Origin of the sequence: Helicobacter jaachi (genome assembly GCF_000763135.2) — a bacterium.
Lineage (GTDB): Bacteria > Campylobacterota > Campylobacteria > Campylobacterales > Helicobacteraceae > Helicobacter_C > Helicobacter_C jaachi.
The window spans coordinates 117,631-139,126 of sequence record NZ_JRPR02000002.1 but is presented as its reverse complement, the minus strand read 5'-3'; the positions used below and the strand labels follow the sequence as shown (position 1 = coordinate 139,126).

At 41.2% G+C, this 21,496-nt stretch carries 21 protein-coding genes and 3 tRNA genes; 11 read left to right on the top strand and 13 right to left on the bottom strand.

Going from position 1 to position 21,496, the window contains the following annotated elements; all coding sequences use genetic code 11:
• Nucleotides 1-30: 30 nt before the first annotated feature.
• Together pseI and pseH are read right to left on the bottom strand one after the other, a co-directional pair.
• Complete coding sequence (gene pseI / locus LS71_RS04395) at nt 31-1,050, bottom strand: pseudaminic acid synthase (protein ID WP_034352338.1); 1,020 nt, start codon at nt 1,048-1,050, stop codon at nt 31-33.
• Nucleotides 1,047-2,675: a UDP-4-amino-4,6-dideoxy-N-acetyl-beta-L-altrosamine N-acetyltransferase gene (pseH, locus tag LS71_RS04390; RefSeq protein WP_034352341.1), complete on the bottom strand. Its 1,629-nt coding sequence runs from the start codon at nt 2,673-2,675 to the stop codon at nt 1,047-1,049. The genes pseI and pseH overlap by 4 nt, the downstream gene beginning before the upstream one ends.
• 276 nt (nt 2,676-2,951) lie before the next feature.
• Between pseH and LS71_RS04385 the strand changes: the two genes are divergently transcribed.
• The 11 genes from LS71_RS04385 to LS71_RS04335 all read left to right on the top strand — a co-directional run bounded on the left by LS71_RS04385 (nt 2,952) and on the right by LS71_RS04335 (nt 11,657).
• The gene (locus LS71_RS04385) at nt 2,952-3,626 is read left to right on the top strand and encodes a hypothetical protein (protein ID WP_034352344.1); all 675 of its coding nucleotides are present in this window, start codon (nt 2,952-2,954) and stop codon (nt 3,624-3,626) included.
• A gap of 26 nt (nt 3,627-3,652) precedes the next feature.
• Entirely contained in the window at nt 3,653-5,005 is a 1,353-nt protein-coding gene (locus LS71_RS04380) for a peptidase U32 family protein (protein ID WP_034352347.1), read from the top strand.
• A 45-nt stretch (nt 5,006-5,050) separates the two neighbouring features.
• Nucleotides 5,051-5,135, top strand: a tRNA-Leu gene (locus LS71_RS04375).
• Between the two features lie 127 nt (nt 5,136-5,262).
• A complete protein-coding gene (locus LS71_RS04370; RefSeq protein ID WP_034352350.1) occupies nt 5,263-6,306 on the top strand; it encodes a ribonucleotide-diphosphate reductase subunit beta in 1,044 nt (347 codons plus the stop codon).
• Nucleotides 6,307-6,319: 13 nt separating this feature from the next.
• Entirely contained in the window at nt 6,320-7,030 is a 711-nt protein-coding gene (locus LS71_RS04365; protein WP_034352471.1) for a carbon-nitrogen hydrolase family protein, read from the top strand.
• A gap of 15 nt (nt 7,031-7,045) precedes the next feature.
• A complete protein-coding gene (locus LS71_RS04360; RefSeq protein ID WP_034352353.1) occupies nt 7,046-7,678 on the top strand; it encodes a protein-L-isoaspartate(D-aspartate) O-methyltransferase in 633 nt (210 codons plus the stop codon).
• Complete coding sequence (locus LS71_RS04355) at nt 7,675-8,346, top strand: prepilin peptidase (RefSeq protein WP_034352356.1); 672 nt, start codon at nt 7,675-7,677, stop codon at nt 8,344-8,346. The genes LS71_RS04360 and LS71_RS04355 overlap by 4 nt, the downstream gene beginning before the upstream one ends.
• A gap of 11 nt (nt 8,347-8,357) precedes the next feature.
• Nucleotides 8,358-9,377 (top strand): LptF/LptG family permease, encoded by a 1,020-nt coding sequence (locus LS71_RS04350; RefSeq protein WP_034352359.1) that lies wholly within the window; start codon nt 8,358-8,360, stop codon nt 9,375-9,377.
• On the top strand, nt 9,377-10,111 hold the full coding sequence (gene truA / locus LS71_RS04345) for a tRNA pseudouridine(38-40) synthase TruA (protein ID WP_034352361.1): 735 nt from the start codon (nt 9,377-9,379) through the stop codon (nt 10,109-10,111). Before LS71_RS04350 ends, truA begins: the two co-directional genes overlap by 1 nt.
• A gap of 54 nt (nt 10,112-10,165) precedes the next feature.
• On the top strand, nt 10,166-11,023 hold the full coding sequence (locus tag LS71_RS04340) for a threonine/serine exporter family protein (RefSeq protein WP_238700328.1): 858 nt from the start codon (nt 10,166-10,168) through the stop codon (nt 11,021-11,023).
• Nucleotides 11,024-11,039: 16 nt separating this feature from the next.
• Nucleotides 11,040-11,657 (top strand): threonine/serine exporter family protein, encoded by a 618-nt coding sequence (locus LS71_RS04335; protein WP_034352365.1) that lies wholly within the window; start codon nt 11,040-11,042, stop codon nt 11,655-11,657.
• 18 nt (nt 11,658-11,675) lie between these two features.
• Here LS71_RS04335 and LS71_RS04330 read toward each other — a convergent pair whose 3' ends face one another.
• From LS71_RS04330 to purD, 11 genes are all read right to left on the bottom strand, one after another.
• Nucleotides 11,676-12,086 (bottom strand): class I SAM-dependent methyltransferase, encoded by a 411-nt coding sequence (locus LS71_RS04330; protein WP_034352376.1) that lies wholly within the window; start codon nt 12,084-12,086, stop codon nt 11,676-11,678.
• A gap of 95 nt (nt 12,087-12,181) precedes the next feature.
• Nucleotides 12,182-12,352 (bottom strand): hypothetical protein, encoded by a 171-nt coding sequence (locus tag LS71_RS09430; RefSeq protein WP_194145662.1) that lies wholly within the window; start codon nt 12,350-12,352, stop codon nt 12,182-12,184.
• A gap of 58 nt (nt 12,353-12,410) precedes the next feature.
• A complete protein-coding gene (locus tag LS71_RS04325) occupies nt 12,411-13,871 on the bottom strand; it encodes a Na+/H+ antiporter NhaC family protein (protein ID WP_052057783.1) in 1,461 nt (486 codons plus the stop codon).
• Nucleotides 13,872-14,005: 134 nt separating this feature from the next.
• Nucleotides 14,006-14,092 (bottom strand) — tRNA-Leu (locus LS71_RS04320).
• A 40-nt stretch (nt 14,093-14,132) separates the two neighbouring features.
• Nucleotides 14,133-14,217, bottom strand: a tRNA-Leu gene (locus tag LS71_RS04315).
• A gap of 32 nt (nt 14,218-14,249) precedes the next feature.
• Complete coding sequence (locus tag LS71_RS04310) at nt 14,250-14,561, bottom strand: F0F1 ATP synthase subunit C (RefSeq protein WP_034352382.1); 312 nt, start codon at nt 14,559-14,561, stop codon at nt 14,250-14,252.
• 97 nt (nt 14,562-14,658) lie between these two features.
• Entirely contained in the window at nt 14,659-16,776 is a 2,118-nt protein-coding gene (locus tag LS71_RS04305; protein WP_034352385.1) for a polyribonucleotide nucleotidyltransferase, read from the bottom strand.
• The gene (locus tag LS71_RS04300; protein ID WP_034352387.1) at nt 16,776-17,438 is read right to left on the bottom strand and encodes a phosphoribosyltransferase; all 663 of its coding nucleotides are present in this window, start codon (nt 17,436-17,438) and stop codon (nt 16,776-16,778) included. Before LS71_RS04300 ends, LS71_RS04305 begins: the two co-directional genes overlap by 1 nt.
• 7 nt (nt 17,439-17,445) lie before the next feature.
• Nucleotides 17,446-19,563 (bottom strand): LPS-assembly protein LptD, encoded by a 2,118-nt coding sequence (locus LS71_RS04295; protein ID WP_138109829.1) that lies wholly within the window; start codon nt 19,561-19,563, stop codon nt 17,446-17,448.
• 59 nt (nt 19,564-19,622) lie between these two features.
• The gene (locus LS71_RS04290) at nt 19,623-20,093 is read right to left on the bottom strand and encodes an RDD family protein (RefSeq protein WP_034352392.1); all 471 of its coding nucleotides are present in this window, start codon (nt 20,091-20,093) and stop codon (nt 19,623-19,625) included.
• Entirely contained in the window at nt 20,090-21,370 is a 1,281-nt protein-coding gene (gene purD, locus LS71_RS04285; RefSeq protein ID WP_034352395.1) for a phosphoribosylamine--glycine ligase, read from the bottom strand. The genes LS71_RS04290 and purD overlap by 4 nt, the downstream gene beginning before the upstream one ends.
• Nucleotides 21,371-21,496 lie beyond the last annotated feature (126 nt).

The following is a 21,496-nucleotide window of genomic DNA, read 5'->3' as shown; positions in this document are numbered from 1 at the left end:
ATAGCAATAAAATAAAGCGCGCATTATACACTATTTAATATCCTTTAAGCTTAGTGGCTGCGCAGCACGCAAAGCATGCTTTGCCCTTTTACCTAGAATCTGCGGCAGATATTTGGGGTGTGCGCCGCCATTTGGGCGCAGCACGCTAATATTTTGATGGGTAAATTTCTCCCCCTTTGCTATATCTTTACTCACCCAAATGCTTCGGGCAAATTGCCGCCTTTTGTGGCGTGTTTGCTTTGAAATATGGGGCTTTGGACTGCCAAGCGCTAAGCCTGCATTATGCACCTGCTCGACCATAATTTTAAATTCATCTTTATCCATACTAAAGGCACTATCAACCCCACCTAGCGATTTATCAAGGATAAAATGCTTCTCTATCATACTCGCACCCAAACTTGTAGCAATAATAGGACACAATGTGCCAAGACTATGGTCAGATAAGCCATATTTTACGCCATATTTTTTATAAGTTTTAGCAAGCAAGGGCATACAGAGCAGATTTGTATCCTCTAAACGCGCGGGATACTCACTCACACAATGCAATAGCGTAATATCGCGGCAATTATATTTTAGGCATATCTCAAGGGCTGTTTTTATCTCCTTATGCGTAGCAACACCTGTGGATAGAATAATTGGCTTTTTAGTCTTAGCAATGGCTTTAATTAACTCATAGTGCATAACTTCAAAGCTTGCCACCTTATACATAGGGCATTGCAAGGATTCTAAAAACGCCACGCCCTCCACAGAAAAAGGCGAACTAAAAATAATAAGCCCTAATTCCCTTGCTAGGCAAAAAAGCTCCTTATGCCACTCCCAAGGCGTTTGCGCCGCTTTGTATAAATCATATAAATACTGCTTATCCCACAAAGTGCCGCCGCTAATTTGAAAATGCGCATTTGTGGATTTAAGCGTTAAGCACTCTGGCGTGTAGGTTTGCAGCTTCACGCCATGCGCGCCACTTTTAGCAATAGCGCGGATAGAATCTTTAGCTATTTGCAAACTTTGATTGTGATTAGCACTTAATTCTGCGATGATAAGCGGTTTCATTCATGCTCCTTATACATTAAAATAACATCACTATACACTAGCTTGCCGCCCTCTTTACGCGCGATGAAGTGATGAAGTCTGCCCTGCTCCACATAGCCCATACGCGTATAGAATCTTATGGCGCGCTCATTATCGTACAGCACTTCAATATGCAAAGTATGTAAGCCTAATTGCCCAAATGCATAAGATTCCATAAAAGATAGAATCTGCGCACCTTTGTGGGAAAGCTGACTTAAGGGATTAGCATAAATGCCGATAAATGCGTGCTTATGCGCTAGATTGATGCGCGAGAGAGAGCCTACGCCGATGTATTCACTATCTTTTTGAAAAAGCCAATATATTTTTGTCTTTTCACTTTTAAGTTGGGCTAGAAACTCATTATGCGCATTTTGGCTTATGGCTTGCATATACATATAGCGCGCTACTTGCGGGTGATTGCGCATGGAGAGGACAAGGGCGGATTGATTAGTATTTAAATCACAAAAGTTAATAGCTTGAAGCGCGCCTGTGTCTTTAGCGCATATAAGGTGTTTAAGCGCTAAAGGGAGCTTTGTGCCAAGTGATATATATAAAAGCGTATGCTCTATGCGCTCTAGCGCGGCTTTTTGTGCGATATTTTGCGTAGCTTTTTTTGTGGGTATTTGTGTATCTTGCCCATTAGGCGCAAGCCAAGCACGCAATGTCTTAAGCGCGCTAGATATAGAATCTGCAGCATAAATAGCCTCTTTTTGCGCCCATTGCGTTATTTGAAAATGCTGATTTAAGGCAGATTCTATAATTATGCTAGGTATTTTTAGCGCAATAAGCTCTAGCATACTCCCACCACCTGCACTTATGGCATAATCACAGCTTGCAGCAAGGTTTAGAAAATCATAAGGCGCTAATGCCTTATAAATGCTCACTTGTATGTTTGTATGAGCGTTTAAAGATGTCGGTATATGCAAATTAAAAGCATACCCCGCGCCAAGCACAATATGAAAATGTATTACAGAATCTAGGGTCATAGAATCTAGCTGGGTGAGCAAAGCTTGGCTTAAATTTGTGCTATCAACCCCACCAAAGCTCACAAATATATGCTTTATAGAATCTAGACAATTTTCACTCGCCTCATTCACTCCGCTTGTATCGCTCATTTTATTATTTAAGATGGGCAAAATAGGCATAATCATATACGCCTCCCCGCACCATAAATGATACCCTCTTGCCTTATATATTTTGCTAGCAAAATGCTCCATTGCGTGCGGCGTGGGATTAAGGATATAACTTTTAGGCGGATACACATCTCTTAGTGTGTCATCAAGGCATATAAGGGCTTTGGCGTGATGAGTTAAGCGATGATAAAACCACTCCTGCGCCTCATAACTATCCACAATGGCAATATCAAGCATCTCTGGCAGGGTGGAGAGCCACTCATAATGCTTAGATTCTATATGCTTAGATTCTGTAGCAAATAAAGAATCTGGCAAAAATGCCTCTAAAGATGTAGGCGCAAAATCTCCACGATTATGCAGCGTAATAGCGCGCACACAAGGCAGCGTAGCACAAATAGCAAGAAGCTTTAAGCAGCGATAAAAATGCCCCAAGCCATATTGTGAGCCGCTTTCACAAAAAATATCAACGCGCATATATTCCCTTTAAAATCCAAAATCACTTGCCCTGCGCGACTTTAATAAACCCTTACAAAAGCCTTAAATAAACGCGCTTAAATATAAAACAAGCTTTTAAATTTAAGCTTGCAAACACGACAAAAGTGTAGAAAATACAGCAAAGTTAGTTCCATAAAATACACATTTTACTTATTTTATACACTAAAAATGGCTCTATTTTTGCTTATTAACACAGGACTTACAAATATTAGAGTATAATGCGCGTTTATTTCATGCGCAAAAAAGGACAATGTAATGACACAAGAAGAGCTAGATTCTCTTATGAGTGGAGAGCCTGATGTGGCTGAAGTTGATACACCTTCGGAGGCAAAAGAGGAATTTACCAAGGAGACTTTTGACCCTAATGATTTTCGCGTAGAAGCAGATAAGAAGTGGCCCCCACCACCTCCCACAGAAGACCACAAAGTTGTCCATCAACTTGATGAAGTAACCAAAGATACAGAGGTTAAAGGCACGCAGATTTTTGACCAGCTTGAAATTATGGGCGATGGTGCGGGCAAGATTGAAAAGCAAGTAAAGCTTATTAATGCTTATATTAAAAGCCAAGAGGAGCTTTTCGATAAACTTTGCGCGACCTTTCCGCATATTCAAAGCTTTCAAACAGCTCTAGAATCTACCAAAGAAGCCAAAAAAAATACTAAAGCTATTGTCGATGCGGCAAATGATATTAATGACGCTTCTATGCAGGCTATGGATTTAATGCAGTATCAGGATATTCATAGGCAAAAAATTGAGCGTGTGATTAATGTTATGCGCGCCCTTGCGCAATATATGAATTCTCTGTTTGAGGGCAAAATCGATGATAGCAAGCGCGTAGGGTCTGCTGTATTCATCACGGGAGACAATAAAGATGATGTGGCTAATGAAGAAGATATTGAAGCTTTGATTGCCTCATTTGGCGCAAAATAATGCGCTAGATTCTATAAAGTGCCTCTATGAGTATAGAATCTAGCCATACAGAATCTAAAGTCCAGCTCCTCTCTCCTGCTGGCAATCTCACTAAATTAAAAATCGCTCTAGCTTATGGCGCAGATGCAGTGTATGGCGGTGTAAGCCATTTCTCACTTCGCACGCGCGCAGGCAAAGAATTCAGCCTTGAGGATTTTGGGGAGGGCGTGCGTTACGCGCATAGTTTAGGTAAAAAGGTGTTTGTAACTATTAATGGCTTCCCATTTAATTCCCAACTCAAGCTCCTAGCCTCACATATTGAGAAAATGGCTTCCCTGCAGCCTGATGCCTTTATCGTCGCCGCACCGGGCGTGGTGAGATTAGCCAAACAAATTGCGCCACAAATCCCCATTCATCTTTCCACGCAAGCCAATGTGCTTAATGTCCTTGATGCGGAGGTGTTTTATGAAATGGGCGTTAAGCGCATAGTTGCCGCGCGTGAGCTTAGCCTCAAAGATGCTAAAGAGATTAAAAAGCATTTGCCGCATTTAGAAATTGAGATTTTTGTGCATGGCAGTATGTGTTTTGCATTTTCTGGGCGATGTTTGATTTCTGCCTTGCAAAGTGGGCGCGTGCCAAATCGCGGGAGCTGCGCAAATGACTGCCGCTTTGATTATGAATACTTTGTAAGAAATGTAGCAAATGATGAATTGGTGAGATTTGATGGGCGCGAATTTTATGTAAAAAATCCAGATAGCGGCGTAATGATGAGGCTACAAGAAGAAGAGGGCGTAGGCACGCATATTTTTAATTCTAAGGATTTAAATTTAAGCGCACATATACAAGAAATTTTAGATTCTAAAGCCATTGATGCGCTAAAAATTGAGGGGCGCACAAAATCAAATTATTATGCAGGCATCACAGCAAGAGCGTATCGCGCAGCCATTGATGACTACTATAAAGGGCAAAATCATAGTGTATTTTATGCAAGTGAGCTAAACACGCTTAAAAATCGTGGATTTACCGATGGCTACATTGTTCACCGCCCTTATGAGAAATCTAATACGCAAAATCATGCTACTGCCATTAGTGAGGGTAGCTATCAAGTCAATGCCGAAGTTGATGAAAGCGGGCAATGGGCGCTGTGCAAACACACTATTCGCGCAGGTGAGGCAAAAGAGTTAGTGCTGCCACAGGGTAGAGATGTGGCGTGTGGAAAAAATGAATTGGGCGAGATTTTTGAAGAAAATGGCGTGAAAATGATGCGCTTTAATCACATTCTTTTGCGTGATGGCAGGACTTTAGAGGCTATTCATAGCGGGAATACAAATGCCCTTAAGCTCCCTTTCACCCTCCCGCCTTTTAGCTTCTTGCGCCAAAAGTGCGAGAGTGTTTTATAAAAATTTAAAGATTATTCAAGTAAAATCCGCGCTTGTGGATTTTAAGCGGGAATGGCGGAATTGGCAGACGCACCAGACTTAGGATCTGGCGCCGCAAGGCGTGGAGGTTCAAGTCCTCTTTCCCGCACCACAGCTTCTTTGGGCTTACTTATCACTCTTTTATTTGCTTTTGTTTTTGTTTAGAGTTTGATATCGTTTTTTAAGCCATTTTTGCCTACAATCCAAAACTTATTTTCTTATTTTCTCAAGGGTTTTTTATGAATAATACACAAACACATATTTCACGCAAAAAAATCTACAATCCGCAGTCTAATGAAAGCGTTAATGATAGAAAAATCTTTGGTGGCAATCCTACCAGTATGTTTGAACTTAATAAAATCAAATATCAATGGGCATATAGCCTATGGAAAACTATGCTATCTAATACTTGGTTTCCTGAAGAAGTCAATATGAATGGCGATAAGCGCGATTATAATGGCAACTTAACTACACAAGAGAAATTAGGCTATGATAGGGCGTTGGCGCAACTTATTTTTATGGATTCGCTGCAAACTAATAATCTCATCGATAATGTCAATCCCTATATCACAAGCCCTGAAATTAATCTTATCCTCGTGCGGCAGGCTTTTGAGGAGGCTCTGCATTCGCAAAGTTATGCCGTTATGGTGGAGTCTATTTCTGCTAATACAGATGAGATTTATGATATGTGGCGCGTGGATATGCAGCTTAAGAGCAAAAACGACAATATTGCTAATGTATATATGGAGCTGGCTAAAAATCCTAGCGAAACAAGCCTGCTAAAAGCTATGTTTGCCAATCAAATTTTAGAGGGTATTTATTTTTATAGCGGGTTTGCGTATTTTTATACTCTTGCTGCAAGTGGCAAAATGCTAGGCTCTACGCAAATGATACGCTTTATTCAGCGCGATGAAGTTACGCATTTGCTTATATTTCAAAATATGATTAACTCTCTGCGCAAGGAGCAGGCGCATTTATTCACGCAAAGCCTTGAAGAAGAAGTCCTTGAAATGTTTAGGCAGGCTGTGGATATAGAATCCAAATGGGGAGAATACATCACACAAGGGCAGATTCTAGGGCTTACTACAAATATTATCCGCCAATACATTGAATATCTAGCCGATAATCGCCTAAGGGCAGTGGGATTAAGAGAGCTTTACCATACTAAAAACCCCATCAAATGGGTAGATGACTTTGCTAGCTTTAACGACCAAAAGACGAATTTCTTTGAAGCTAAGGTAACAAATTATTCAAAAGGGAGTATTAATTTTGACGACTTTTAAAAAACTCTATTCAATGCAGATTAAAACTAAGCAAAATTTTGCAAAAAACCTTGAGCGCGTGGAGGAATTCATCTCCCAATGCGGCAAAAATGCCATTATTTGCGCACCTGAAGTCGTGCTAACAGGCTTTGCCTATCAGCGTATGAAAGAAGCAAGCGAGTTTTCAAAGCTCGCCACAGAGCGACTTTTAAGCTGCAGCGCCAAATATAAAAATACGCTTATTATCACTATGATTGAGGAAAAAAATAAAAAGTTTTTTAATAATTTAAAGGTCTTTCATAAAGGTGAGATTATCCACAAGCAAAGCAAAAATAAGCTTTTTTTGCTCGGCGATGAGCAGTTGCACTTTCAAGCTGGGCAAAAAGATGAGATTAGTATTTTTGAAATTAATGGCATTAAATGCGCGGCACTTATTTGCTTTGAATTAAGATTTACAGATTTGTGGGAGCAAATAAAAGGCGCGCAGATTATCTTTGTTAGCGCGCAATGGGGCAAAGCGCGCAAAAATCATTTTGAGATTCTATCCACTGCTTTAGCGGTGGCAAATCAAGCCTTTGTGGTAGCAAGCGATAGTGCAAATGATACTATGGCAAAGGGAAGCGCGATTATCACGCCTTATGGTGTGGTGTATAAAAATGATAAAAAAGACTTTATAGCCAAAGAAGTGGATATTAGCGAGGCTGTGCGTATGAGAAAATACATAAATACAGGCATTCCATTATAGATTAAAAGAGAGTGAATGTATAAAAAAATAGCCCAAAAAATGTGTGATGAAATACAAAAAACCCTCCCCCTATCGCCCAAAGTGCTTACCGCGCTTTGCTCTGTGGATAGAGAAGTATTTGTGCCTGCGGTGTTTAGGCACTTAGCCTATGAGATTAATGCGCTGCCTATGGTAGATTCTCAATGGATTAGCTCGCCCCTCACAGTGGCGCAAATGAGCGAATATCTCGCGCCAAATGGGGGAGATTCTGTATTAGAAATTGGCTGCGGAAGTGGCTATCAAGCGATGATACTCTCTAAAATGTTTCGCCGTGTGTTTAGCATTGAGCGCATTGATAAATTATTGCATGAAGCTAAAGAGCGATTTAGAAAGCTAGATTCTCATAATATTTTTGTAAAGCTTGATGATGGACAAAAAGGCTGGGCGGAATATGCACCCTTTGATGCGATTTTATTTTCTGCATGTGCTACAAGCATTCCCCAAGCCATAATCGCGCAGCTAGAAGAGGGCGGCGTGCTAGTAGCGCCCATTGTAGAAAATGGAAAGCAAATTATTAAGCGCTTTAAAAAGCAAAATGGCAGGCTAGCTCATGAAGAGCATTTAGCCCCATGCCACTTTGTCCCTGTGCAAGATGGTGTGGTGCGATGATAGCAATAATTAGCGCGTATGCGCTTATCTCACTGCTTTTTGGCTTTGTAGGTGCGCTCACTATTGCCTTTTATACGCAAATAAATCCCAAACCTTTCAGGGCACTCCTGCACTTTTGCCTTTCATCAAAGCTTTATAGAATCTACTTTGTGCTTTTATGCATATTTTCATTTAGCGTGCTATTTTGGTTTGATATAGGCTTTATGTATGCTGTGCTTATGCTTTTATTATTACTAGGGCTTATTGATATTAAATGCCTTGCTGTGCCTGATGTGCTTAATTTTGCACTGCTTTTGTTGTGTGTGTTTTATGCATTTATAGAATCTATGGGCGAATTTGGCTTTGATGATTATGTCTTTGGGCAGAGAATCATGCTAGGCTTTGGCGTGGGTGGATTATTTTTTGTGCTAAAAATCTTTTATCAAAGCCTAAGGCAAAAGGATATTATCGGCGAGGCTGATATCATCGTGCTAAGCGCGCTAGGCATCGCTTTTGGTGTGGTAAAGGCATTTATTATTGTATTTGTGGGGAGCATTATCGCCCTCATATACGCAATCTTTTTAAAAATATTTTATAATGCAAACCTAACAACGCTTAGGCTGCCTTTTTGCTTTTTCATATTCTTAAGCGTGCTTTTTTTGCTCATAGCGGCGATTTTTATGCTTTAAAGTGAGATGAGATGCTTAAACGTTATCTTTTTATGTCTTTTGCACAAGTGTTTTTCCCCTTTTTTTTAGTGCTATTATTTATCGCCTCTGTGGTGCTACTCATTGATATTGCTGGGCGCACTTATGTGGTCAAAATGAGCTTTATAGATTTGGGGACATTATTTATGTATCTCATTCCGGGTAGCTTATTTTTTATTATCCCCATTACTTTTTTTGCAGCCTTAGTGCTAGCTATCTCGCGTTTGGCTTATGATTATGAACTTATGGTGTGCTTTTCGCTAGGCGCAAAGCCCCTTGATATAGTCAAATTCTTTCTACCCATTACGCTGCTAGCGACTATTATTTTATTTGTTTTTTCGCTCATTATGCTCCCACTTGCTAATAGTGCTTCTAAAAATTTTGTCGCACAAAAAAAGGCAGATATTGATGTGAATATTAAACCCGGCGAGTTTGGGCAAAAGCTTGGTGATTGGCTTGTGTATGTGGATAGCGCGCATAAGCGTATATATCAAAATCTCGTTTTATTTTCCGAGAATGGCTTTGAGGGCGATACTTTTATCGTAGCAGAATCTGGCAAAACAAATAATAATCAAGGCTTATTTGAGCTTAATCTCGCTCAAGGCAGCTCTTATTTTGCCAAACCTGAAGAGATTAAGCGAGTGGATTATGAAACTATGAGCGTGCGACAAAATGTCGGCGAGCCGCAGCTTAGGGGTTATGATTTGTTTGAGTATTGGAGTGAGGCTTTTAGTGCTAATTCTCATCAAAAATTACGCAAACTTGCTCAAGCGGTAATAGTATCGCTTTTCCCCATTGCCTCTATCTTTCTTGTGCCACTTTTTGGCATTGCAAATCCACGCTTCCACTCAAATATGTCATATTTTTATGTGATTGCCTCTGTGGGATTATATTTTGTGCTTATGCATATTGCATCAGAGCATTTCGCACTACTTGGCATTGTGATTATCCCCTTAGCATGGCTTTTAGCAAGTTTTTTATTGTATAAAAAATTTATTGCAAAGTTTTATTAATGCCCACCTACAAAGCCGTGATTGCTTATGATGGCAGTGCTTTTAGCGGATTTGCCCTGCAAAAGCACCGCCCAAGCGTGCTAGAAGCCTTGCAAAAAGCCTTTTTAAAAGTAGGGATTGAAAGCCCAATCATTGGCGCTTCACGCACAGATAAGGGCGTGCATGCCACCGCACAGGTTATAAGCTTTAAGGCTTGTCATCTAGATTCTAAAAATACGCAGCTTTTGCGCGATTTATTAAACACTAAGCTTTATCCGCATATTAAACTTCGCTCGCTTTGCAAAATACATGATGATTTTCACCCGCGCTTTGAGGCATTGTGGCGCGCATATCGCTTTATATTTTACACTAATCCCTCTGTATTTTGCTCTTCTTATGTAAGTTGTGAAAAAATAGGCAATATAAAGCTTTTAAAATCAGCACTCAAGGCATTTGAGGGGGAACATAACTTTATGTATTTTAAAAAAAATGGCTCTTATACCAAAAGTGATATTCGCACTATTTTTGCCTGCAAGCACTACACATATAAGGGGGCTAATATCATCTATATCCGCGCTAATGGCTTTTTGCGTGCGCAAGTGCGGCTTATGGTTGGAGCAGCCCTATGTGTAAGCAGAGGCGAACTAGAGCTTAAAGCATTAAAAGAGCAGCTCTCTCTAAAGGCTAAGCATTATACCTATCCTATTAGCCCTAATGGCTTATACCTCTGCGGCGTGGGGTATGCATTCAGTTAAAATCATTATATAATACATTTAAGCATTGCTTAAAAATACAAAAAAGGAGACAAAGTGGAGCAGCCCACCCTAGCCGCGCAAAAGCATAATGACTACGCAACTCCTAGCACGCTAGATTCTATACATACAGAATCTAAAAGCGCAGACATAGAGGAACTTATAAGATTTTTAGGGAATTTTGCCTCCTCGCTTATGGCAAATGGTGCTTACACCTCAAGAGTGATTAAATGCACGCAGCGCATTGGCAGTGCTTATGGCTATGATGTGAGTATGGTCGTGTGGATAAAGTCCATTACGCTCACCCTCTACCAAAAGGATAATTACGCTAATCGCCGCACACAAGTGTGTCAAAATCCCCCACTTGGCGCAAATTTTCGCATTATAAGCGAGCTATCCGCGCTAAGCTGGCAAATATATGATGAGAATATCTCGCTCAAAGAAGCAGAAGTGCGATACAAGCACATTATGCAGGAGCGTAACTTTGGCTTTGTATCCTCGCTACTTTTTGCAAGCATTGCTAATGCTACCTTTTGCAAGCTCTTTAATGGCGATGTGGGAGCGCAAGTATGCGTATTTATGGGGACATTTGCTGGATTTATCGTGCGCTATATTTTGGGCAAACTCCATGTGGATATTCGCGCGATGTATGTGATTGTAAGCTTTGTGTGTAGCTTTGTAGCCTATATCGGCGTGCATTTTGGGCTGACAAAAACGCCTGAAATCGCGGTGGGCTTTAGCATTTTGTATCTCATTCCGGGCGTGCAGATTATTAATTCACTCGCTGATGTACTGCATGAATACACGCTAATGGCCATTAGTCGTGGGGTAAATATGGGTATTTTTCTTATCTGTATCGCTGTAGGTGCGTATTTAACGCTTAGTATCACGCAAGTAACCCTCATACATATCTAGATTCTAAAGGAGCAGTATGTTTAATTTTTTAGAACTCAATCTTTTAGAATCTTATCCGCAAATTTTGGAGTTTCTCTACACAGATTTTTTTAATTCAAACTCCATTGAGCATATTTTGATTAATACGCTTTTTGCGATGGTGGCTGGTTTTGGCTTTAGCTATGCGTTTAATCCGCCAAAGCGCGTGTTTGTATCGATTGTGTTTATCGCTGGGCTGGGCTTTTTTATCCGCAGCATTTTGATGAATATCCCTATTTTTAGCCTTGCTGGGGCTAGTTTTTGTGCGAGCTGCTGCATGGGGCTTGTTACGATGCTGCTTGCTAAGCGCAATAAAGTGCCTGCCGAAGTGATTGTCTTTCCTGCGCTGCTGCCGATGTTTCCGGGCAGTTATGGGTATAAAAGCATTCTTAGCATTCTAGCATTTACGCAAAATGCTGATAAACCCGAGCAGCTAGGCTATCTTTTGGCGTTTTTTAATAATATTACCATTATGCTTTCGGTCTCTACTTCCCTTGTGGCAGGGGCGCTGCTTACTTTTATCATTTTTTATGAGCAAAGTTTTAGAATGACTCGCGGTCATAAAAGGATTTCGATTTATAATATTTTCCGCGATTTACGCAAGAGCAGGAAATAGGAACATAGAATCTGGATTCTATAAAGATGGCTTGCTTGCCTCTACATAAAGCGATTCATAAGCCCTATCTTCTAAATCAAAAAGTAACTCACTATTGCGCCCTTTTTTAAACGAGCTTTGCTCAATATTGACAAATCCTAGCTCGTTTAGCTCATAATATAGCCTATCATAATCCCAAACACTTAGGTGTAAATACTCTTGTGTAAGTTTTCTTATATGCTCACTCGCTAGAAATCTCTTTTGTGAATCTTGTTTATCTTTAAGATATTCTGCTACTCTAAAAGCTAAGTCCGGCACACTCAATCTTAATGTGCCACCAGACTTTAAGATTCTATAAATCTCTTTCAAAAGCGCTCTAGCATCATCAATATAAAGATGCTCAAGCACATGTTCTGAAAACACGCCATCAAACACATTATCGGCGCACAAAAGTGGATAGCGTAAATCAAGCTGCCATTGGGGTTTTGGTGTAGTATATTTTTTAAAAGGCTTAAGGTGGGAGAAAAAATCAGCATTGATAATGGTTATACCCCCCCCCCCAGAGAATCTTGGATATTATGACCACAACCAAGATTAAGATAATTTGTGCCGGGTTGGATACTAAGCTTGCGTGATGAAAGAAAATGACGCCCATAAAAGCTAATAAGCTCAAACTTAGCCATACCCTTGAGGGTGCATTTATATTCTTGCCGCATAAAAATCCTTCTTATAAAATTATAGTGCATTGTAACAAAAATACTGCAACATCGCAATCTACACGGGCAAGTCGCCGCCGTATCTGCGCTTTAAGATATAAAATATTCCTACAAGCAGTGCTAGCCCAACTAAAAAGGCCGCAATAGTGCTATGCGTAAATGATACGACTACAAAGCTTACACCTGCGCATAGCGCGCTAAGCGTCGTATATGGAAACTGCGTGATAAAGTGGCTTTGCACCGAGCAGCCAGCACCTATGGCAGAAAGAATAGTGGTATCCGAAATAGGCGAAGTATGGTCGCCATAAACCGCGCCAGATAAAATAGCCGATAGAGCAAGAAACGCGCTATATGTCATATCTCCGCTTTGAAGCGTTATCTCCATACCAATGGGCAGCATAATGGCAAATGTCCCCCAGCTTGTGCCTGTGCAGAAAGCTATAAACGCAGAGATGAGAAACAAAAATACAGGCATAAATACCATCATATCCGCACTTAGGAAGTGTTTTGCCACATTTGCAAGATAAATGCCCGTTTGGATATGCTCTTTTATCACAGGTCCAATCGCCCAAGCCAAAATAAGAATTAAAATCGCGCCAAACATACTTTTTGCCCCACACCAAAAAATCATAGGATACGCCCTAGATTCTATAATGCCAAGCGTGAGTAAGAGCGTCACAAAAAGGGCAAACAAACCTCCACAAAAAAGCGAAAGAGGCGTATCTGTGCGCGCTAGCATAGCCATTATGCCCGCTTCACCTGCCTCCAAATGCACATACCCTGTATAAAAAATCATAGAGCAAATGCCCACAATAAGCGCAATTATAGGCAATATAAGATATAAAAGCGCAGCTCTACGCTCAAGCACGCGCAGATGTGTGCTTTTCTCCTCCATACCGACATTGATATTATTGCGCATAGGAGGAAGATTGACCTTCCAAAAAATCGTTAAGATAACACCAAAAAGGGCAAAAAACGCATAAAAATTATTAGGAATGCTCTGTATAAGCACCATAAAAGGCTCGCTAATACCCTGCTCACCAAGCAGCCCGATATTATACGCACCCCAGCTTGATAGCGGTATGAGGATACAAATAGGCGCAGAGGTTGAATCAATAATGTAAGCCAGCCTTTCGCGGCTTGAATGATAGCTGTCATTAAGTGAGCGCGAGATTTGCCCAACGGTGAGTGCGTTAAAATAATCATCAATAAATATCACCACCCCTGCGATGAATGCCAAAAGTTCCGAGCCTTGAGCAGATTTAATATGCTGCCTAGCCCACTTGACAAACGCCCCAATCGCACCGCTATAAAGAATGAGCTGCGTAATGATGCCAAGTATCACTAAAAATCCAAAAATGAAAGCCCCGCTCCAGTTTATGCCACCATCATAAAACACGCGGCTTATGGATTTATATATAAACTCCAAAGCCTGCCAGCCCAAGCCATAGAGCATAACCCCGCTCAAACAAATCCCCAAAAATAGCGATAGCACCACGCGGCGCGTAAGCACTACCATAAAAATAACAAAAATAGGCACAACAAGGCTTAAAGCCGAGTGTCCAAATCCATAATGTTCCAAAAATTATCCTTGAGAAAAATCATTATTTAAAGATAAAAGCTTTATTGTATCTCATAGATTCTATAACCCCATGGTGCCGAAGGTCGGACTCGAACCGACACAGGGTCGCCCCTACTAGATTTTGAGTCTAGCGCGTCTACCAGTTTCACCACTCCGGCTACTTAAAAACTCATACAGATTCTATAATATTAAAGAGTATGGTGCGCTGAGCGAGACTTGAACTCGCACGGGTCGCCCCGCCACCCCCTCAAGATGGTGTGTCTACCAGTTCCACCACCAGCGCGTATCCCCTAGAGTTAGGGGATTTGCCTATGGTTAGGCAAGAAAAGGATTTGAATAAAGGGCTACGATAGCCAAAACTAATGTATAAATCACTTGCGCTTCAATCAAAGCTAGTGCAATAAACATCGTTCCTAGTAACTTACCGCTAATGCCGGGATTTCTCGCTGTCCCTGAAATAGTCGCTGCTGCTGCATGTCCCATACCAATCGCGCCACCAAGTGCTGCAATACCCAAACCAATAATTGCACCCGCGATTGAATATGATTTAATCATATCAATACCACTTACCTCTGCACCAAATGCAAAGCCTACTAAACCTAAGCACAAAAGAGCTAAAATTCTCATTGTATCACCTCGTTTTTTATCTCAAAGCCTGTTCGGATATGTCCCCTACTTGTCGCTTTGGAGGTAGGATTATGCCTAAGCTTTGATAAAAACAATATTAAATCACCCTAACAAGCCCAAGTTCGACCTTATTTTTATGCTGCGATAGCACCTCGCATTCCACCTCACTCACACCTTGTAAAAACTCATTCAAACTCTTAGACTTATCCCTTGCAATCTTGCTTATATGAATAAGCCCATCGCCGCCGCGCGGCAGCTCCACAAACACACCAAAATCAACAATATTTTTAATCTTACCAATAAATCGCTCGCCCACCGCATAGCTCTCCCAATCCACTCTCTCCGCCTTATCACCCACAAGCCCCAAAATAAAGGCTTTTGCCTTTTGCAAGCTCTCTAAATTGGTCGCGCTTATATGCACAGCACCACTCTCACGCGCTAAATCAATGCCAACCCCAAATCGCTCAATAATATCTCTAATCACGCGCCCACCAGCGCCGATGACTTCAGCAATTTTATGAGGAGGGATAAAAAAGCTCTCGCTTTTAGGTAAAATCGCGCTATTTAGCACAATGCGTGCCTTTGCGCCCTCCATTATGCCAAGAATCTGCTCGCGTGCCTCTTTGGCTTGAAATAGCGCTTGTGTGAGGATTGTATGTGTGATGCCACCTAGTTTAATATCCATTTGCATAGCACTTATGCCCTTATAACCGCCTGCTACCTTAAAATCCATATCGCCATCATGGTCTTCTAGTCCGCTAATGTCTGTTAAAATCGCATATTCATCATCTTGTGTAATAAGCCCCATTGCCACGCCTGCGATGAGAGAATCTACCTCGATGCCGCACGCGCACAACGCAAGTGAGCCTCCACAAACGCTAGCCATAGAGCTTGAGCCATTAGATTCTAAGATTTCAGACACAAGGCGGATAGTTTTATCTGGTGATTTAAGGCTAGATTCTAAAGCGCGCTTAGCCAAATTGCCATGCCCTAATTCTCTGCGCCCTACAGCGCCTATCATACTTGCCTCGCCCACGCTAAAGCCCGGAAAATTATAATGAAATAAAAACCGCTTTTTTAGCGCAGTTTTGCTCCCTAGCATTTCATAGCTTTGCGCATCATTTTCTACACCAATAGTCGCGCTCACAAGCGCTTGCGTCTGCCCTCTTGTGAAAAGCACGCTGCCATGCACGCAGGGCAGAATATTAGTTTGAATGCTAATGGGGCGCACTTCTTTCAATCCACGCCCATCGGCTCTGCGCTTATCTTGCAAAATCATAGCACGCACGATTTGCTTTTTACACGCCATCACATAGGCTTGAGCTTCCTTTTGGGGCAGCTCACACTCACTGGCTACTTGCTTAATGAGTGATTGAAGCTTGGCATGAGATTCTGATTTTGCCATATGCGTAATGGCTTGTGTAAGCTGGGCGTGGTAGCGCGTGGCAATTTGCTCTAATATTATAGAATCTAGGCTAGATTCTATAATTTCAAGTGCTAGCGGCGGCTTTTTGTGCGGCGAAAAATGCGTATGATACGCCTGTGTGGCATTACTAATATAAGACTTAGCGCACTCAAGCGCTTTTAAGAAATCATACTCATCAAGCTCATTAGCACCATTTTCGCTCCTTATACTTTTCATCTCAATCATAAGCAGCTCATCACCCCTGCCAGACACAAATAAATCAAGCTCGCTTTGGCTAAGCTGTTCCATTGTGGGATTAATGATAAATGCGCCATTTTTGCGCCCTATGCGCACACCACAAACGGCATTATCTCGCAAACTTGGCAATGGTAGATTGGATATATAAAGCGCGTTTGCAGCGGCATTAAGCGCATTAAGCTGTAAATCGCTCTTGCCATCATAGCTTAGCACCATTACCACAATAGCCGTATTAAGCGTGTAGCCTTTAGGAAAAAGCGGGCGCAAAGTGCGGTCAATAAGCCTTGAGGTGAGAATCTCAAATTCACTTGGCTTGCCCTCGCGCTTGACAAAGCCGGAGGGAAACTTCGCGCTTGCGTAAGATTTTTCAATATACTGCACGCTAAGTGGCAAAAAATCATCATCATATTGCTCATTTTCTTGCGCACACACGCTTGCAAGCAGCACGCTCCCGCCATTTTGATACAAAAGCGCGCCATTTGAAGCCTGCGCAACATAATTAAGCGTGTATTTTTCAGCTAGATTCTCAAGCTCTATGTGAATTTCGTGCATTACATATCCTTTGCGGTGGTTTTAGTGAGTATTTCCTCAAATGCCTCATCATCAAGCATTTGTAGATGTGGGAAATAATGTGCAGTTGATACATAGTATTCAATGGGATAAGGGCAGCACACATCATCACAAATCTCACTTAAAAAATCATAAATATTCTTAGGCATAACAGGCGCAATAACACAAATACTTTTTGCGAGCAAATTCATACAAGTCTTAATCGCCACGCCCACGCGCAAGCCCGTTTCTATGCCTATGTCAAAAAGCAAAATATCCTTATTATGAAATGAGCTTAAACTCTCGCCCTTTCTTAATTGATAACGCGCAGGTAAAATCGCCTCCTCATACTGCCTTTGAGCCTCCCCATACACATAATCAAGGCTAATCCCAAAGGCATTAACTAGCTCTTCATTAATTACAATTTCCATATCCTCGCTCACTACGGCAATGGGGCATTCAGGATTAAGAGGGGAGGCAATAATTTGTGTAAAAAGAAATGTCATAGGGATTTTAAGCGCTTTGGCAAGCATAGCTGCTAGCATAATGCCATCTCTGCCAATAGCCACCAAAATAGCATCATTTAAAGAAAGATTTTTAATCATTACAGAATCTAGCAATGGCTTAATGGCAGATTCTGTATCCTCAAACACAATACGCTGCATATACTCTCTACTCCTCAAATCTATAAGTAAGCCCTGTATTTGCCAAAGGCACGAAACGAAATTCAATTTTGACATATTGATTAGTAATCGGCGTAATTTGATTATCAGCCGTCAAAATAGGGCGCACATCTTGCGCAAACTTTAGCCCAATACCAAAGCAGCGAATATCTTTGGAGATTGTAACATACCAATCCTTTAAATATCCAAGCCCCACATCATAGCCCACATTTGCATTAAGCCTAAAATAGCCAAAGTCATAGCCCAAATTTGCGCGCGCAAAGCCAGTATTACCTTGCGCAGAATATAAGCCTGAAGCCAGATATAGCGGGTCAAGCTTAAAATAATAAGTAAGGCTAGAATCTAACCCCCATCGGCTAAATGAGGCATTTAATGAAGCTTCACTAAAAGCTTTGCGCGTGTAGGAGTAAAATGCTGAAGCACTCACATTAAGCCCGCTAAAGGGTAAAAACCCAATTTCATTTCTTAGGACTTGATTGCTCATCAAAAAGCTATCTTGCAAAAATAATCGCTGATATATACGCCAATAAAATAATTCCTTGCCATTTTTGCCATAAAAATAGTGTGAGAGTTTTAAATCCACTTTGTGCTTATTTTTCACCACATCAACAATATCACTAGGATTCCAATACATACTTAAAGCCTCTGTGGATAGTCCCTGGTCAATGAGTGCATTATAGGCTTGATATTTATCATCTGCTACAGCATAAGAAGTATATTTATACAGCGCGCCGCTAAAAATCGCCTCAAAGTGCATAGAGTGAAAAAAATGCTTATATGGGCGGGCTATGTCTGAATTAATAGATACATTATAGCTGCCCACACCATAGTTAATGTTTTTATTTAACGCGCTGCCTGTGGCGTCAGTTAGCCCAAAGGCATCTTTAAGCAATACAGAAGTGGCATACATATCAAGGCTGCCCCCTAAACTAAAATAATCTTTAGCAATAGGAAATGCCACGCCAATAGGCAAAGACATGGTATTTTGATAATACCCATAGCCGGAAGGACGCGTAATATGCTTGCCTTGATAATCAAAAGTGTAAAGCAGATTCTTAAAAAATAAAGAATCTGTGTAGTGATGATAATGAATCTGCGGCAGGGCTTGAAAAGTGTCATCATTATTAGGCTTAGATAAATCCAAATAGTATTTCAAATAAGTGCCAAAGTAATGTTTATTAGAATTTAAAAAATAATTTATGCGCGATTCATAAAGGCGTGTGTTAAACACAGCATTTAAACTCTGTAAGCGCATATACTCCAAATCATTCATATAAGTAACATTCGCCCAAAAGCCATCATTTACACGCTCACTATTCTTAACTAGCACATTATGCGTTTTATAAAGGAAAGTCCCGCCATAAATATGCTGATTTTTGAGATTATTAACATTCATATAATCATCGCTATTTTGAAAATACCGCCCCTGCAGGCGTGCGACTTCATTATCTGTATCGGCAAAATTAAACTCCACTTCACCCCCAAAGCCGCGATTAGTCCTTATCTGCGGTGAAAGGGTAATATCCCATCGATTATATGGCGCGATAAAAAGCGGCTGCATATACATAAAGCCTTGGCGATTGCTAAAAGACATTTCAGGGTAAAGCAAGCCGCTTTTGCGCACATTGCCCGTTGGTGCGACAAAATAAGGCAGATAAAACACCGGCACGCGCCCTATGTAAAAGCGTGGATTCCATACGCTCATATATTCTTTTTGCGTATCATAAGTGCCTGAAGTAACATTTAAATGCCACAAAGGACTCCTTATATCGCAGCCTGAAATCACCCCACGCTTAAAGGTATAATGTCCATCTTTTCCCTGCCCCTGCTCTGCCATAATCCAAATCCCCATAGCACTTTGCAAATATAAATGGCTCATTTTGATAAATTTATCTTGCAAAGTTATATCCACTCTCTCTACATCAAGATACATGACATTACCTTGATAGATTTTTGCACCGCCTTCAAGCTGCACTTCTTGGGTTTGTTTATTATAAATAATTTTTTGCGCCACCATGTATATGTCGCCATAAAACAAAAACGCATTGCCACTAGCCGTGATAATATCACCCTTTGCCTGCACATCATCAGCGGATAAATCAAACATATCTTGCTCTTTAGCAAAAAGCATTGAGCATATAAAAAACCCCATTAAGATGTATTTTTTCAATATGTAATCACCAAAGTTTTTGCCAATCTATCATGCAAGGTGCGTGAGAATCTATCAGCAAAACCAAAAAGATAAGTAATAAAAAGCAGATTTTCCCCTATATATTTCCCACAGGCGCGCACAAATGACATAAAAAAGCTTGGTTTATCAAGTAAATCTACACTCACTACGCGTATCTTGCATAAAATCTTGCCAATGGAGCTACCATAATACCACACAAAAAAGCTATCATAGCTCACTTTTAAAATCCACACTTGCCACGCATACAGCCCCATAAAATCTCTTAATTTATAATAATCTATATTCCCCTGTGTATCGCTTAGCTGCTTAAATGTATCAAGATGAATGAGTGTAAAAATAATGGAGAGCAAAAACACATCAATAAACCACGCCAGAGTGCGCACACCCTTATCAGCAAGGTGCAGATTCTCTCGCTCTAGCATATCTAAGATTTTATCATCATTCATAAGGCTAAGGCTCTATGAGCTATATCATCGCGAAATTGCATACCTGCAAATGATATATGCCCTAAAATCTCATAAGCATTATCACGCGCAATTTTTAGGCTCTCCCCCATTCCCACAGCCAAAAGCACACGCCCACCAGTTGCTAAAAGCTGCCCTTTAGAATCTACCTCCACGCCCGCATACACGATATGTCCTAGATTCTCATTAAAATGATGTATGCTAATTGGCGCAGGCGCGCTTGATTTGTAGGGATAATCTTTTGAGCAAGCCACCACAGCCACAGCATAAAGGGGTTTAAAAGCGCATTGTAGTTGGTTTATTTTGCCATCAATGGCATAAGTTATCACATCAAGCAAGGGCGTTTGCAATAAAGGCATAAGCACCTCGCATTCAGGGTCGCCAAAGCGCACATTAAATTCAAGCAAATACGGCTCAAGCTCACCATTTTTTTCACACACCATAATGCCCGCAAATAGCACGCCCAAAAATGGCTCACCCTGCTCTTTGCAAGCTTTAAGCGTTGGAGCGATGATACGTGTGCGAATTTTTGTAAGCAATGCTTCATCACAAAGCGGTGTAGGTGTATAAGCTCCCATACCACCCGTATTTGGTCCTTTATCGCCTGCTAAAAGCCGCTTGTGGTCTTGACAAGCGGGGAGTAAAATAAAATCATTGCCATCACAAATAGCAAAGACTGAAAGTTCATAGCCCTCCAAAAACTCCTCCACCACCACGCATTTACCCGCCTCGCCAAATAATGCCCCACTTAGCATATCTTTAGCGCAAGTTTTTGCCTCTTTATGGCTTTGAGCGATGATAACGCCCTTGCCCGCGCATAATCCGCTGGCTTTAACCACAACAGGAGGGGTGAGCGTGTCGATAAAATGATAAATCTCCTCTATATCGCTTGATTGCACATAGCGCGCTGTGGGGATATGGGCTTGACTTACAAAATCTTTCATATATGCCTTGCTAGATTCTAAACGCGCCGCTTTCATAGATGGCGCAAAAACACGCACTCCATTTTCACGCAAAAAATCGCCTAATCCCTCGCTAATAGGCGCTTCAGGACCGATGATAACAAGTGAAATATTAAGCTTTTTTATAGAATCTAGTATCTCTGCTGGCTTATTGCAAGCGATGTTTGTGCCAAGATTTTGCGTGCCGCCATTGCCCGGCGCGAAGTAAAGTGCTGCTACTCTATTATCTGCTGCTAGCACGCGCCCCATAGCGTATTCACGCCCGCCATTGCCGATAATGAGTATGCGCTCTTGCATTATTATCCTTTGAAATTATGTAGAAATATTATAAAAGCCCAAATGAGCGTTACCCCAATGTGCGTAGCCTAAAAAAGCCACAAACAGAGCCAAGAGAATCCCCTTAGGCGGCAAATCCTCACTATT